This is a genomic window from Enterobacter cloacae complex sp. 342H5 (genome assembly GCF_050030905.1).
GTDB lineage: Bacteria > Pseudomonadota > Gammaproteobacteria > Enterobacterales > Enterobacteriaceae > Enterobacter > Enterobacter intestinihominis.
In genome coordinates, this window is record NZ_JBLGVB010000001.1 from 2,441,688 (window position 1) to 2,457,260 (window position 15,573).

General features: G+C 51.7%; 11 protein-coding genes and 2 pseudogenes. All 13 read right to left on the reverse strand.

Annotation, left to right across the window (positions count from 1 at the left end; genetic code table 11):
• Window positions 1-27: 27 nt before the first annotated feature.
• The 13 genes and pseudogenes from ACQG03_RS11745 to ACQG03_RS11805 all read right to left on the reverse strand — a co-directional run bounded on the left by ACQG03_RS11745 (window position 28) and on the right by ACQG03_RS11805 (window position 15,540).
• Window positions 28-1,158 carry a methyl-accepting chemotaxis protein gene (locus ACQG03_RS11745; RefSeq protein WP_022648264.1) on the reverse strand — a complete coding sequence of 377 codons (1,131 nt, stop codon included), beginning with the start codon at window positions 1,156-1,158 and terminating at the stop codon, window positions 28-30.
• 313 nt (window positions 1,159-1,471) lie between these two features.
• Window positions 1,472-1,765, reverse strand: a pseudogene (locus tag ACQG03_RS11750) (hypothetical protein); the annotation flags it as partial.
• A gap of 27 nt (window positions 1,766-1,792) precedes the next feature.
• Window positions 1,793-2,913, reverse strand: a protein-coding gene (locus ACQG03_RS11755; protein ID WP_085950818.1) for an IS3-like element ISSen4 family transposase whose coding sequence is annotated in 2 segments (ribosomal slippage) — window positions 1,793-2,655 and window positions 2,655-2,913 — 1,122 coding nt in all. Because the reading frame shifts where the segments join, the coding sequence is not laid out codon by codon here.
• Between the two features lie 71 nt (window positions 2,914-2,984).
• Window positions 2,985-3,185 (reverse strand): annotated as a pseudogene (locus tag ACQG03_RS11760) (hypothetical protein); the annotation flags it as partial.
• A 25-nt stretch (window positions 3,186-3,210) separates the two neighbouring features.
• Window positions 3,211-4,542, reverse strand: a complete 1,332-nt coding sequence (locus ACQG03_RS11765) for a VasL domain-containing protein (protein ID WP_063162997.1) — start codon at window positions 4,540-4,542, stop codon at window positions 3,211-3,213.
• Between the two features lie 23 nt (window positions 4,543-4,565).
• Complete coding sequence (gene tssE, locus ACQG03_RS11770) at window positions 4,566-5,021, reverse strand: type VI secretion system baseplate subunit TssE (protein WP_022648267.1); 456 nt, start codon at window positions 5,019-5,021, stop codon at window positions 4,566-4,568.
• Complete coding sequence (gene tssJ / locus ACQG03_RS11775) at window positions 5,021-5,566, reverse strand: type VI secretion system lipoprotein TssJ (protein ID WP_063162996.1); 546 nt, start codon at window positions 5,564-5,566, stop codon at window positions 5,021-5,023. Before tssJ ends, tssE begins: the two co-directional genes overlap by 1 nt.
• Window positions 5,544-6,629, reverse strand: coding sequence for a type VI secretion system baseplate subunit TssG (tssG, locus tag ACQG03_RS11780; RefSeq protein WP_063162995.1), 1,086 nt, complete (start codon window positions 6,627-6,629; stop codon window positions 5,544-5,546). Before tssG ends, tssJ begins: the two co-directional genes overlap by 23 nt.
• On the reverse strand, window positions 6,593-8,347 hold the full coding sequence (gene tssF, locus ACQG03_RS11785; protein WP_045622577.1) for a type VI secretion system baseplate subunit TssF: 1,755 nt from the start codon (window positions 8,345-8,347) through the stop codon (window positions 6,593-6,595). Before tssF ends, tssG begins: the two co-directional genes overlap by 37 nt.
• A 41-nt stretch (window positions 8,348-8,388) precedes the next feature.
• Window positions 8,389-9,990 (reverse strand): type VI secretion system protein TssA, encoded by a 1,602-nt coding sequence (gene tssA / locus ACQG03_RS11790; protein WP_063162994.1) that lies wholly within the window; start codon window positions 9,988-9,990, stop codon window positions 8,389-8,391.
• Window positions 9,990-13,445, reverse strand: a complete 3,456-nt coding sequence (locus ACQG03_RS11795) for an ImcF-related family protein (RefSeq protein ID WP_400168885.1) — start codon at window positions 13,443-13,445, stop codon at window positions 9,990-9,992. Before ACQG03_RS11795 ends, tssA begins: the two co-directional genes overlap by 1 nt.
• Window positions 13,408-14,598 carry a hypothetical protein gene (locus ACQG03_RS11800; protein ID WP_088445544.1) on the reverse strand — a complete coding sequence of 397 codons (1,191 nt, stop codon included), beginning with the start codon at window positions 14,596-14,598 and terminating at the stop codon, window positions 13,408-13,410. The genes ACQG03_RS11795 and ACQG03_RS11800 overlap by 38 nt, the downstream gene beginning before the upstream one ends.
• A 36-nt stretch (window positions 14,599-14,634) precedes the next feature.
• Window positions 14,635-15,540: a DUF4123 domain-containing protein gene (locus tag ACQG03_RS11805; RefSeq protein WP_063162992.1), complete on the reverse strand. Its 906-nt coding sequence runs from the start codon at window positions 15,538-15,540 to the stop codon at window positions 14,635-14,637.
• Window positions 15,541-15,573 lie beyond the last annotated feature (33 nt).

Below are 15,573 nucleotides of genomic sequence, written 5' to 3' on the forward strand. Positions count from 1 at the left end.
TTATGTGAGGCATCATCCTGAATATGCTCAGGAATTCACCACCCATTCGCGGCTTATTAACGCATTATCAGCCTGGTACTCGTTCTTCAGACGGAAATTACGTGTTCGTGTCTGAAGTTCAATCACCTGATTGCGCAACACATCTGACGAACCGTTCAGTTCTTCAACCATCGACACATTGCTCTGTGTTACGCGTTCCAGCTCTGACAATGCCAGCGTGATTTGTGAAATCCCTTTTTCTTGTTCCGATGTTGAGGCGGAAATTTCATCCATCAGTCGGCTCACGTTGCCCGAGCCGGTAACGATGTCGTGCATGTTTTTTTCAGCTTCAGAGACTACGTTAACGCCCTGCGTCACGTTATGGCTGGTGACTTCAATCAATGACTTAATATTTTTTGCCGCTTCGGCGCTACGATGCGCCAGGCTTCTGACCTCACCAGCGACCACTGAAAATCCTTTTCCATGGTCGCCCGCCCTTGCCGCTTCAACGGCGGCGTTAAGCGCCAGAATATTGGTCTGAAAAGCGATACCGTCAATCAGCGAGATAATCTCTGTCATTTGCTGGGCGCAGTCGGTAATTGATTGCATATTGTTCGCGACCTGCCCCATTAACTCTCCGCCTTTACGCGCCTGCAACGTCGCGATATTCGCCTGTTCGCTGGCTAAACGGGTATTGTCGGCATTATTTTTTGTACTTGCAGCCATCTCTTCCATGCTGGCTGCCGTTTGCACCAGCGAAGCTGACTGCTGTTCTGTTTTAACGGAAAGCTGCGCGCTGCGTGAAGAAAGCTGATCTGACAGGGTCATCGCGGTTTGCGAGGAGGCGCGGATCTCACGGACCAGCGTTGCAATGTTGCTGGAGAGACTATTAATGCCCGGGATCAGTCGTCCGGCACAGTTGTTGCCGAATTCAGGGATCGACACGCCGAGATTGCCTGACGTCACTTCTTCAATACTTTTTTTCACAGTATTGATCGGCGTCACAAGATATTTTGTCATATACGCCCAGAGTAAAATTAAGGCGATACATTGTACGATAATGACTGCAATAAAAAGCGAAAAACTCCCTGAAAATAGCGCTATAACTCCATCACTTACCAAAAACACACATAAAAGGAAATAGACAATGAAGGTTCTGACACTAATATTTCTTAGCATAGTTTTTCCTACGACTTTATATTTTTGTGGGCTCTAAGGTTTATAGCATTGCCACAGTATTTTGTCCTCACGTTCGTCGTTGGTTTGTTGTTTTGCAGTTTGATTTGAGCAGTTTCGCTTAAGGCAGATAAAAAGCATGATATACGGTAAATATCCAGCTTGTAGTTTGGTTACCGCCCCCCCTTAAATATTAGCGCTTACCTATTTAAGAAGGAGTACCGTAGGGCAACATTGTTTAGTCATGCTTAATAAGTTAACGTAGTTAATATATATCAACTACGTTACCGTGACCTCCCACCAGGCTGGCTTACGTTCAGGCCAGACAGTCGACTGACTGGAAAAAATAGTCCTCCGTCATGAGGACATTCTCTTTCACACTTTGATGTCCGCGACGAATATACCAGCCTGTTTCAGGCGCCATGCTTAAATGGTATATCCTCTCCCCCGATATACTGCCGGGGGCATTAATGCACATTGTCATACACCCCTTCTCTGATCCCCTGATGATCTGTTCTGGCATAATGCTGACGCTGCGATCTCCATTTCGCAGAATGACAGTCGTGATGACATAACGACATATACTGCTACTGAGGCTGTAGCCGACCTGACCTGCCCCCACGATTAGATACAACACTCAGTTAGTAACGTCGGAATCTTCATTCTCAGAATGACCCTTTCTCCAGCCCGCTGCAAATTCAGACGGTGTCTGATAATTCAGCGTGGAGTGCGGGCGGCATTCGTTATAATCCTGCCGCCAGTCATTAATAATTTTCCTGGCATGAACGATATCGCTGAACCAGTGCTCATTCAAACATTCATCGCGAAATCGTCCGTTAAAGCTCTCAATAAATCCGTTCTGCGTTGGCTTGCCCGGCTGGATTAAGCGCAACTCAACACCATGCTCAAAGGCCCATTGATCCAGTGCACGGCAAGTGAACTCCGGCCCCTGGTCAGTTCTTATCGTCGCCGGATAGCCTCGAAACAGTGCAATGCTGTCCAGAATACGCGTGACCTGAACGCCTGAAATCCCAAAGGCAACAGTGACCGTCAGGCATTCCTTTGTGAAATCATCGACGCAGGTAAGACACTTGATCCTGCGACCGGTGGAAAGTGCGTCCATGACGAAATCCATCGACCAGGTCAGATTGGGCGCCGCCGGACGGAGCAGCGGCAGACGTTCTGTTGCCAGCCCTTTACGACGTCTTCTGCGTTTTACGCCCAGGCCACTGAGGTGATAAAGCCGGTACACGCGCTTATGATTAACATGAAGCCCTTCACGGCGCAGCAACTGCCAAATACGACGGTAGCCAAAACGCCTGCGCTCCAGTGCCAGCTCAGTGATGCGCCCTGATAAATGCGCATCAGCAGCCGGACGGTGAGCCTCATAGCGGCAGGTCGACAGGGATAAACCTGTAAGCCTGCAGGCACGACGTTGCGACAGACCGGTCGCATCACACATCAACATCACGGCTTCCCGCTTCTGGTCTGTCGTCAGTACTTTCGCCCAAGAGCCACCTGAAGCGCCTCTTTATCCAGCATGGCTTCGGCAAGCAGCTTCTTGAGTCTGGTGTTCTCTTCCTCAAGCGACTTCAGGCGCTTAACTTCAGGCACCTCCATACCGCCATACTTCTTACGCCAGGTGTAAAACGTGGCATCGGAAATGGCATGCTTGCGGCAGAGTTCACGGGCGGGTACCCCAGCTTCGGCTTCGCGGAGAATACTGATGATCTGTTCGTCGGAAAAACGCTTCTTCATGGGGATGTCCTCATGTGGCTTATGAAGACATTACTAACATCGGGGTGTACTAATCAACGGGGAGCAGGTCAGACCATACTCAAATCGGTGATATGCTTTTGGGATAACAGGACTTCAATACCAGAACCCTCAAACCAAACAATAATTTGTTGCGCAAGATCATCCATCCGCTGACAAAAAGCCCTGACTTCGGCTTCAGCAGTATTAATATGAATCGGTTTATTTACGTTATTCTGCTGCACTTTCTTAAAAAAACGCTCTCTTACTGACATGTTAACTCCGTGTTTTTCGCCAGTCTTATTGTTCTTTTTTGTGCTTCAGCAGGGCGTAGCTAACAATCAACTGCTGAAGATGTTGTTCGACCTTGTTTTGCTGCGCTGCTGACCGGGGTTGCCCGGCAGGTAGAGTGGAAAGCAGACGAAGCTGCTCCTCAAGCGGTAGGGTTTGGCTAAATGACTGCGACATGGCAAACACGTCTGATTTTAGTTCACTCACCGTCATGTACTTCCCCTTCTGTTCATCCAGTGCGTTCAGCTTGTTCGTCAACTGCTGCAACTGCGCCATACCCTGATGCCATCCATTCAGATCTAAATCTGCTAGCGCAGCGATACTCATCTGTTTCTGCCAATATTGCGCCAGGGGTTTGGCTTCTTCCGGCCACAGCGTCAGCGCCTGCTGCACCAGACGGTCGCCGAAGCTCACAGCCCAGTCTGGTTTCAACTGTAAAAGCTGCGCTAACAGCTGTTGTGTCCTGCCAATCCCCGGTTCCGGTGACGGTGACGTTTGTTGCAGCGCCTCTAATTGCCCTGTAGATAGCCCTTGAGGTAGAGGAGCCAGAGCCGCGGCTAGCTGCGCTTGTGCCGAATCTGGCGCATGCAACATCTGCCATCCTCCTGCGACGACACTGGCTGCCACCAGCATGGTCAACATACCAGCAGCAAATGGCTTCCAGGGTTTCATCGACACCGGAGGTTCTTTAACCACCCCAACGTTCAGCACCGGCTCGGGCTCAACCACATAAACCCATTTACTACGCTCAGTCGGTTCGACGAGGTGAATTTCCGTAGCACCCAATGCGTCACCGTGCAGACTCATGTCCGTATTTTCGCTGTTTTCCAGACGCACTGCTGCGTTCTGCATCATCGTGCGCAGAGCATCAAGCTGAGTAGCATGCTTGAGTTCCAGACGCTGCAAGACGTCCCCCAAAGCGTTCAGATGCTCTTCAGACTGATACAGCTGCCCTAAGTCGGCGTACGTCAGCGATAGCGTTCGTACCACCTGTTGCAGGCGCTTGCTGAGTGCACTGAGGATTTCGATTCGCGCATGGACAGGCTGTGGCCAGAGGTTTCCCCACTGGCGGGCTACCAGTGCAGCAAGTACCGCAAGCCCCTCATTCATACCGTACAATCCGGCCAGATGCGTACGGGCGAGCGTATACCAGGCAGCCGTTTGTAGCTCCACACCGTTATGCCCGAACAGTGACAGACAGAGCGTTTCCGCGTGTTGCCAGTTCACATCCGGGCGTGCCGGATGGGTGAGCTTGTTCATTTCTTCGCGCAAGGCAGCGTAATCCGCAAGCGTGCGCGGATCCCCGCCGGTTTTAAGTTGGCGTTCAGAATTTATTGTCATAACTGTTTTAACCTGAGTAATAACTAGATGGCGGCTCGTGCATCGAGGTATTGCTGTTGTTTCAGATGACGGATTAATACCCTGCCCTCCGGCATAAATTCCGTACCATATCGAACTAACCCGACCCCCTTCAGCTCCGCGTCAATGGCGTAGCGAAGCTCACCGGCCTGAATCTGTTCCTGCATCACCACGTTAATTCGATTCAGGCGCGGCTCATATTTCAGCAACACGGCCGACAGTGTGGTGATCAGCTGATGGGCGGTACCGGGCATCCCCTGGAGGATTTTTGTCATATCCGGCAGGCCGTAGTCTGGCAGGTGAGCCAGCGTACCAGCGCGGCAGTTGAGGATGCGCTGCATGTTATCGAGTACTGATAAAATCACCTGATTCTGTTCGCTGACCTGGTTGAGGTTCAGGCCACCTGAGAAATTGCCGCTCAGCATTTCATACAGCGATGGCGTATTATGTCCCTTTGGCATCAGTCATCCTTCAATGGCTGTAACGTCAGGTGGTTATTCCCGGCCTCCAGAATGCGCGGCTTATCCGGATCGAGATCTTCACGTTTTAGAACCTGCTTCCAGGTATTGTTGTCCAGGTCCGGGTGACGAAACAGGCCGACTACCGCGACAAACTGCGTTTCTTCTTCCATTGGCATATCAAGATTTGTATCACCACCCGGTTTTACGACCACATCTCGGGTCGCCAGCAGGTCGGCTTTCAGGATGGTTTCGCCATCTTTCAGGAGTTGCTGGTAAACCGTTTTATCGAAGATTTTACGGTCTTTCAGTTGATAGACGCGGACTACCACCGGCTCGGAGAGTGAGTTATTTTCGCGGGAATCGGTGTTTAACGCTTCACGCGCCGTGAAATCCAGGTGCAGCATCTTAATTTTTTTGTAGAACATGGAGTTAAATGCCGATTTGGTGCCATCAGTGATGCCCTGCGTCACCCCGCACCCCGTCAGGCTGAATGCCAGCAGAGCAGGCAGCAAGCTCGCATGTTTAATTGAACTTGTACGTAACACGTCGGTTTCCTTGTTGTGATATTGCCGGCTTCAGGCCGGTGTAATAGCCCAGTTCCGTCGTAAAGGTCGGTGGGATATCGTCTGTAAACTCCCCCTCATCAGCCCCCAGCACGCCGTTCATCCCGAGCCAGAAAGGGCCTTCACCAAGCGGCGGAACGGCAAGAAGTCGGGTCCGGGTGGTCAGGGTGAGTTTTGCCTTAAAACGCCAACCGAGCCAGACACGAAGCATCAACATAAAGTCCTGATACAGCAGACCGTCCGGCTTCCAGCCCTGTGCCTCCTGTTCATTATCCGTCCTAAGCGCAACCAGCAGTTGGCTACCCGCATCCATCGCTTCGTCACCCAGTGGCGTGTTGCCGTCCAACAGAAAATCGTCATCACCGTAAAAGCCCAGTGGCTGACCAATTTCCACCGGCCGCAGGCAGTACGGGCTAACCTTCACGGTGGTTTCCGGGGCCAGCAAAGTCACCAGCGCCTGCATCCCCTCCTGCGTTTTGCCCGGTTGCTGTAGGACACCCAGCAAAGCCAGAAAACGGGATACCGGTGTGGCAATGTGGTCTGCTGTGCCGGGAATACCCAGCCCCACCAGGCCCAGCAGTGACTGCGAGATGCTGTCCGTACCACCGGGTTCAAAGGTGGCAGGATAAGAGTATTTACGCCAGATACGGTAAAACTGCGTCAGAATGCGATGACTGAAGATATCCAGAAAACCCTGTAGTGCATAATGCCCTTCCCGACGCTGAGCGATGTCATCGAGATACGCCGTCGGCAAGGGTGAGTCGACACCGTACATTCCCATAAAGGTCGTGCGGATGAGTGGTGGCCGGCTGTCATCCTCCTCATCATATTCCACGGCTTTCATCTCACTGGCCGGAAATCCCATCCCCGGATGTGGGGCAAAGCGTACCGGATCATCCCCCGGGTGACTGGTCGAGCCCATCAGCGGCCTGCCCGGGTTACGCTTCTCCAGTAACTGGCATAAACGGTAAAAGTTAATGCGATGCAGGTCGGCTTCCAGCCGTGGGCTCAGCCGGGAATACGGCGATTGTGCTTCTCTTCCCATTCCAGGCGCTCTCCGGTAGGTTGCAGGATGATAATCAGTCGGTTAAACAGATAAATGTCGGTGTAGAGCGCAAAGAAACGACTCAGCATCTCGCCAAACAGGCAGATGTCACCGCGCCCGGCAAAGCCATGGCTGTCCAGGGTCACCTCAATCTGCACGCCGCGCACCAGATAGCCCTGCTCAAAGCGTTCGGTTTCACTGTGCTTCACGTCAATGATGGCTTCCAGGCGGCGACGGTTCATCTCGCTGTCGGTCCATTCATACAGCGCCAGGGTACCGCGCAGCACGTCGGCATTATCCATCATCGACAGAAATCCGCTGCCAAGGTGACTCAGCACGCGCCAGTGGAAACGGTCCTGCGCCGGTGGGTAACAAGGTAGCGTCGGCGCGCACAGGTTGCGCACGGCAATGCTGACCGAAGTGGTTTTCATCACCGTATCAAGCACGGTGCTTTGCAGCGCACGTCGTGGCAGTTGACCGTTTGTGCCGGTGAGCGTCAGCGACAGGCTTTCGTCTTCCGGGACGGTATGATTATCAAATGCTTCGCCGCCAAGAATGAGCCAGGTGTTATGCAGGCCGGACGGACCGCGGCGCACGCGGGTGTGGTAGTAATATTCCGGTGCTTCATGACGCATCATTCCTCCCTTATGACGGAAGCTCGAAAACGGCACGTAGGTATGCTGACTCGACGACATCACCGAATCCACGGTATATATCTCGGTATGGCCATCCTGCACGCGCATCGGGCGCAGCATGTATTCGGTTTGCAGAGAATTGAGCGTCAGCGGATCGGATTCCAGCGGGAAAAGGTTAATGACCGGCACGCAATTCAGGCGCAGGTGCTTTTCGGTAAAGCTGAAGTCATGCTCCCAGCGTTCCGCCAGCACCACGTCGATTTCAAACCAAGGAAGCTCAGAAGGAAAGATCACGGCCTCCAGCCCGCGCAGCCCCATGAACATAAATTTCTCGCGGAAGGTGAAGTACTCCAGCAGCAACTGGTAACCGCTGAAACTGCTGTCCCCCTTCGGCCACAGCCTGTCATCATCACCAAACCCCAGTGCGGTGAAATATCCGTCCATCGGCCTTCTGTCTACGTCACCTGGCATGCGCAGCCACAGACGCGCCGTATTCATGGTAAAAGCTTCATGCATAGCGCAGGCCAGCGGTGCGTCAGCATTGAAATAGAACGGGATCTGGCTGAGATCGACACGGCTCCAGTCAGCAAGATGGCTACAACTGAAGCGCAGGCTGATGACAGAGCGCCCGTCAGGATCAGTCGACAGGCGGGCATGCTCCAACGCCAGTGGCTGAAGGGTTATCTCTTTAGTTGTGGTGTAGCGACAACGCGTGCCTTTTTCACCGATCGGCCGCGAATTGACCTCGAAACCTCTGGCGATACGCATCGGTTCTTTCATCTCACGCCAGACAGGAGTGAACTCCACCACCGACATCGAGGGAATGGTGCGCAGGTAATGCGGCCACAACAGGCTGACCAGCCCTTCGGTCAGTTCCGGCAGGTCGTCGTCAAGCTTCTCGCGCAGGCGGCCCATCAGGAAGGCAAAGCCCTCGAACAGGCGCTCCACGTACGGGTCGCGCGCGCCCGCCTTATCGAGATTGAGCATTGCTGCCTGCTCAGGGTGAGCGCGGGCAAATTCTTCGCCGGCTTCCAGCAGGTAGCGCATTTCAGCGTCGTAATAACGCAGGGTTAAATCATCCATAAGAACCTGAATAAATGTGTTTTAAAGGTATGTCAGTCGCTTTACCCGCAAAGCACCGCACAGCCTGCCGGGTCAAGCGCAATCAGGCCCGCCAGAAGCTGGTCCATCTCTGGCTGAAGCCGTGACTTATCGGTTTCGCTGCGGGCGGCTTTCATGCGCAGCAGCCTGAGGCGGCGCGATTTCACTTCAAACAACAATGCTGGCGTCCATTGCGTGAGGGTGATGGCCTGTGCTGCACCGTCAAGCTCACCCAGCAGATGCAGAGCCAGCTCATTCTTACCCTTCTGCTCCGCCACACGTGCCATCAGCAGACGCACCAACCATTTGTCTTTTGTGGTGTCGGTGCCCGGGCGCGTTTGCAGCCAGTGGAGTGTGGCATCCAGACCATCCGTGTCAGCTTTCTCCAAAGCTTCCGGTTCAAGGGCCAGAATATCGTTGCCAGTTTCACTCAAGGCATTGACAGGCTCATCCCGCCAGTTGGACATCTCGTCCTGCACGCTCTGGTTTATCCAGTTCAGCGTGACCTCATCAGCAAAGGGTGTGCCGTCATTGAAGGCCAGCGTTTCAAGTCCGGGAAGGCGCCGCAGCAGCCCTTTCAGGTCAGCGATAATGATATCGGCCAGCACATCCTGGTCTGATTTAATCAGGGCCTGATGGATGTACCACTGCAAATCCAGCCAGAGATGATTGGCGCCACGCGAGAAAGTGCTGTCCGCTTGTTCCAGTATCTCCAGCCAGCTCTGTTGCAAATACAGCCGTTTGAGCATTGCCCGCTGGTCAGCCCGCGGCGGTTCGATGCGCGTTTTCCCTTCGGCATCCGGTGCCGGGATCGCTCTCAGCGTGTCGTGACGCAGACTTTTCATCAGTCGGTGTGCGGCAAGCCAGCCATCGGGTTGCTCACGTAGATATCCCGTCAGGGTTCGGGCCTGAGCCAGCAAATCCTGACCTGACGTGATGTGGCTCAGCACTGGCGCGTCCTGTTCTGCCGCGTGAGATGCCCACTGCGCGCGTGTTTTACTGCTGGCGTTCTGGGGTATTACCGCATCCACGCCACCGGCTTTCATCAGGCGGGAACCCAGCGCGCTGTACAGGGCATTCAGATCTGGACGTGACGCTTCAGGCTCAGTTTCAAGACTGTCTCGGATGAGAAGCAACGCACCGGTCGTACGCTGGGCATCGTCGCGTACCACTTCTGGCCATAGTAACAGGCTGTCAAGCAGACGAGAGCCTGCGAGCCACTCCAGTGCTGGTTTACGGCTTCGCTCTCGCTGTGGGTGAAGCTGCTTTCCATAGCGCGTTAGTAATCCCGCAAGTAGCTCAAGCCCTTCAGCAAACCCGGTTTCACCGTCCTGGTGCAAGCGCGCCCAACAATAGTAAGTAGCAACCCGGACATCTTTGGCCACAGTGTTCAACACCTTTTCAGCCAGCTGGCAAATCAGCCCGGTATCAATACTGGAAAGTTTATTGACCTCCTCCCGGATACGCTGGAAATCATCGTCATAACCCGGGTCTTCTCCTGTAGGACTGTTCTCACTGATCGGGGTAAGCCAGCGCTGCCAGCTTTCGGAATGTGACTGCGCCTGCTGTCGCAGCAGGGTTTCATCTGCCTGGCAGGCAACAACCAGATTCTGCAAAGCGTCCATTATTCGACTCCGTCCATGTCACTGTTTTCTGTATTGGTCATCAGCGCCTGCGCCATAGCCGCGCTATCTACGCTAAATATTTGATCTGGCAGCGTGAAGCCCCGCAGTGCCAGTAACGCCAGCGGCCCACTGCCCAGTTGTGAACGCAGTACCCACTGTAGGGTACGACCATCCGGGGCGGTAAAACTCATCATCCACTGACTGCGGTCAAGCTGCTCTCGTTTACTCTCATCCAGCCAGCGAATAAAGCCCCAGGTTCCGCTGTAATCACCAAACAGACGTGCACCCGCATTGACGGTGGTCCATGTCAGCATGGTTCCGGGCTTGTAGGTGTCACCAGGCCAGCGGAAGCTCTGCCAGTCTGCCATCTGGTTGAAGTAGTGTAGCTTTTGTCCATCAATAGTTAGTTGCGTTTCTACCACCTGCGGTACCGGACGCGCCTGTAGTTCAAAGCTGATGCCCTGACTGCCGTCGGTAAACAAGATATCCGATAGCTGGCTGAGCTGATTAATCGCCCGCAGGAAGGCTGGGTTAAAGTTCAGTCCCTGGCTGTTGACCTTATCCCGTACCCACTGGCTGCCCTCCTTATGCAGCACACCGCCGAGTTCCGTGGTCAGGAAGCGCTCAATGCGTCCGCTGTCCTTACGCACAAACTCAGCCAGCATTGGCAGAGAGGAATCACTCTTGCTGACAGCAAATGGGAAACGTCCGTCAAATGCCGTATGCCAGTTCGCCACCACGGAACGACTCCATTTGTCATTCAGGCTCGCTGCCGATGGCTGAAGCACAGTTTCCCAGGCCTGGGTCAGCGGCTGCACAAACATGGTGCTGCCAAAACCACTCCACTCTTCGCCCAGGCTTGCAGCAATCAGGCTGCCGTACTGCTGGGTGTCGGTCAGGTCCACGCTTTTGCCCTGGAATACGGTCTGCGCCAGGCTCTGCATCATTTCCTGAGGGTCAGAGGCGCTGGCGACCTGTTGCAGACGCAGACGCACACGGGTGATACGGGTAAGATACGTTTGCAGGCTCAGTGAATTGTCAGCCGACATAACGTTGCTGCCTTTGTTTTTACCCATAAGTGTCAGCAACGGTCCAAAGGTTTCATCCAGTGGGCCCTGCGGGCCTGAGGCTGACTGGTCAATTACCGGTTTGTCCTTCCCGCCTACCAGGTCTTTAGCCGATTTGATGATGGAGTCCGACAGGCCTTCACTCTTCTGGCCGGTCTGCCCCTGCCAGGCGAGGGTGTTCATCAGGGCAATCAGCGGTGACTGACGAACATCACTCATCAGCGTCAGCTGGTCGGTGACGTCTGCAATATTGTTTGCCGGATTAAGTTGCAGGCTGTTGAGGAAGCTCAGCCAGCTACCGGCAAAGTCGGTGAAGTAGCGTTCCGTCAGACGTGCTTTCAGTGCTTCCGGCGACAGGTCTGAGGAAACGGTTTTCCGGCTGTCGCTCAGTACCCAGTCGATTTCATCGCGGCGGGAGTTTGCCGCTTTCTCAATGGCCTGCTGAATCCCTCCCTCCCAGGCCTGACGGGTGAACATGCCCGGCACCACCTCATCGGTGGTAAACAGGCGACGGGCATCGGTACCGCCAGTCATGTCCTCCAGAGACACATCGGCAAAGTTACGACGTACGGATTTGAGCATGTTCTCGTACAGCGTACTTTCCGCGTTGCGCCGTCCTATCTGCTGCAACAACACCTGGCGGCTCTGGCTGACCAGTTGCGCATCCGGCGTGATTTTCCACTGTGGCTGCGCTGGCAGTTCGGTGATGTAGAAGGCCCACAAATCCGGTGACAGGCTTTGCCACAGGCCAGCTGAGATACCTAAACGCGTCGGCTGCACAGTTTTCATGGTTTGCGCGTAGAATGCACCATCAGCTTTATCCGGACGGGACATCATCAGCCAGGCTTTCAGCTGGTCATAACCTGGTTTCGCCATCTGTGTCCGCTGGTCGCTGTTGGGTGCCGAATTGACCAGCGCAATGAGCTTCTGCTTAAGCGCTTCATTTGCCGGATCACGTATCAGACGGTTGTTCGCCACCCCGTACCAGGGCAGCAATGCGTCAAGCAACTGCTGATCATGGTTAAGACCAAAGCGCTGATACCATGGCGCGCCGTCCTGAATATGGTGCAGCAGGCGACCGGCATCATTACGCAAAGCATGCAGGGCCGTCAGCTGGTAATCCGATACAGAAGGGTGCTCCACCAGAGCATGAGCCTGCTGTGCAACAGAAACTATTTGTGAGCGGTTGACCGCAAACGACAGCAGCATCCCTCCCCCCCAGACACTGATGATGGCCATCAGTGCCCAGGCCAGCGCTCGTTCCCACGGCATACCGACACGACGGCCACGTACGCGGGTGCAGTCGTCAACAATACCCTGCCAGGTTGCTGGCAGAGTCAGGGCATGACGCTGTGATCCATAATTCTCAGCATCGGCTGTCCCCGCTGACATTCCGGCAGGTTTCTTCTCCGACAGGCTGAACATCAGACCACGCAGCGGGACGCGCTGCTGAGAAACAAAGAACCATGGCTGCAACTGCTGAGCCCAGCGGGCAATAGCACCGTCGTTCAGGTGCTGGCTCAGGCGCAGCAGGAAGTCGTGGCTGCTGTTTTCCGCGACCTGACTCATCCCCTGCGCCCGCAGGGCCGGCAGCATCAGTTCCAGCTGGCGGATTACATCATCTTCTTTTGCGCGTGGTGGAAAGCTTGCGCCTACCGCCTGCTCAGGACGCGTACCCTGCGACCAGTGACTGCTGCACAGTTGCCACAGCCAGACCGGAGCGGAATAACGCAGCAGTTCGCTGATTTTTTCCAGGCCGCGTAAATCGTTGTCACTGATTTGTGGGGTCAGATTAAGTGACTCAGGCAGTACACGGACAATCCCGTCCAGCGGGCGCCCGCGGCGTAGTTTACGCAGCGCTGTGTATTTTTCGCGGTCAGGCTCCGATGCCAGGCTGCCGCCATAAATCAGCACGGTGCGGTTGCCTTCAAGCCACTGCTGCTGTTGCAGGCCGGGTACCAGTTGCTCAATCGCGGCTTCATCGCCGGTGATCAACAGCAGGCGGATCTTGTTTTGCCACAAGAAGCTATAGCGTCGGCGTAAATGAGCTTTTACAGGATCCTTTTTACTGGACTTTTTATAGTTATTAAGAACATTAGCTGTGACGGACTTCCCTCCCGCGATATGCTGAAAGCGATACTCTTTTTGATGGAACCACACACCGAAGTTCATCAACATCAGGAACACAGAAATTAAAAACATGCATAAGAACCAAAGGCTCACTTTTTCTTTTGAGGATACCCATCCAAAGATATCCCCATAGTAGTAACATCCTATAAAAGTCAGCACACCAAAGATAATGAGACAGGATACAAGGCCAATCACTCTCCATTTTGCCGAGGTGTTCAATTTAATGCTCCTTGCGATTATCAAATGGCTTAATGACATTTAAAAGGTATTCATCACCAACGCCAGTGACCATTAAAACCGGCTCATTATTTTTTTCTGATATGAAAAGCGCCAGAGTAAACACCAACCAAAAATGGTGCTCATTTAAATTACCCAGCATCAAATTTAAATGCATTATCTCACACTCCCATTCAACATTCATAGATAAAGATGAGAGTCTTAATATCTCCGAAACTTCTGAAGCTTCCTCTGCACTCATATTGCTAAAAAGTACTCTTGTCGTTTTAAGAATATCTGACTGGTAAGTCATCATGTGGATGACCTCTTGTTTGGTGAGATTTTTGTTGCATACCATTGGTCGCAAAGCCACACCATTATTGTTTTTTTCAGGGAGTTGTTCTCGATGAGTCACCAGCAATATTGAAGCGAACTCTGTTGAGTCAGGGGGGTATTTTACAAAAGTTTCAATGTTTGCAGATATTATTATTGACACCCGATTTTTTGAGATGTTGGATAATGTATCAAATCCCTGTCCTAATGCTCTACTCCAACAGTAATAATTACGCAAGCAATTTTCATCAAACCCGATCGCAGCCCAACACTCTTGAAATATTGAGAAAGTAATATAATTACTATCATAGGTAAATATAACATCAAATATACATGATTCACTCAACCGTAACAGCCTTGTTCTGACAGACGACAACAGTTCGTAAATCAGTTGTTCTTCAGTATATAAATCATCGTTATGGCCCCGTAGTTTCAATCGCTGGTTATTATATATTTCAACCGAATGAGACATTGCTATATCGGTTTGCGATATTGCAGAAGGGAGAAATAGTTTATAAGCGGAAACATAAAACTTTTTACTTGCCCATTCAGTCCAGTCTTTCCTGACCAATGCTGCTTCGCGCTCTCTTGCTTCGAATGCCGACAAACACAAACCATGGTAATAGATTCTAACGGAAATTATGACAGAAAAAGCTAGGGGCACCGAAAAAAACAACAGGGTAAGCAATTTCAAAAGCTCATCATCTTCAGCAGGCAAAATAATTTTAGCCCCAACCCAACTAACCACCACAATCAACAAAATACTTATGAAAGAAAAAAACCATTTACTCCATTTAATTCCAGGAATCTTATCGACTGGAGGGATTATTTGCACAGGCCAATTCATATCATTCTCCATCATTATTAACAGCACATTTTCTTTAAGAGAAAAAACTTCTTAACATGCCATACTGTCAATTATGGATTTAATATCTGAGTATGACTGAAGGTCTTTACTGCGATTACTAAATAAGATCTTCTTAAATACCTCATCCTGATAAAATAGCCGCTGCGCGCTCAACACATCAAGCCCAAAATCAATAACATCCTTATCGGATGTTGAGAAAGTTGAATAATAATAATCCAGCGCAGGATGCAATAATCCCATAACATCACGCTCACTAAATTTATGCGGCATTCTCATTTTCCGATATGCTCGCAAAATATAATTAACAACTAAAATTCGGCCCATTTCTAATGCATTTTGCTCTGTTAATCCAAGTGAGTAGTTTAATTTTTTTTTGCATTTACCATCACCATTCACCACCTGAGCTATTCCGCCTCCATCAATATAAGACCATGTATTAATATTGCTTAATAGCTGTTGTTTTTGCCATTTATCTAGCGTATTCATTAACAAACCAAATACTGATGGGTCGTAATAGCGAAGTAATATATTACCAACTGATTGAATCGACTGTACGGCGGACAAAGCGACCTGTTCAGCAAGCTGCTCCCCAGTTAAATCCGTCGAAATCCACGCACAGACGCTGCGCCCTTCCCCGGACTCAAGTTTTTCTATTTTCAACTCATTCAATGAATGGTAAATACTATTCTTAAACAATTGACCATCTCTCTCGCTGGAGGCACTAAGAGGGAAAAGGTAAAGTGGTAAAGCCCCCTGAAGTTCTTCCTGGCGGAATGTAACAGGATAAGATTTATATTCTCTAAGAATACCGGGCAAAAAAAGTTCTGAATGATACTGTTCTAAAGATGCATCTATCAGCAGAAAACATTTCCCATTTTTCCCAAAAGCAGCATTGGTAATTTCTTCATGTATATCGTTAAAAAATTTATCATCCATAATCAACCCTGCCAGAATAATATTAGAAACACA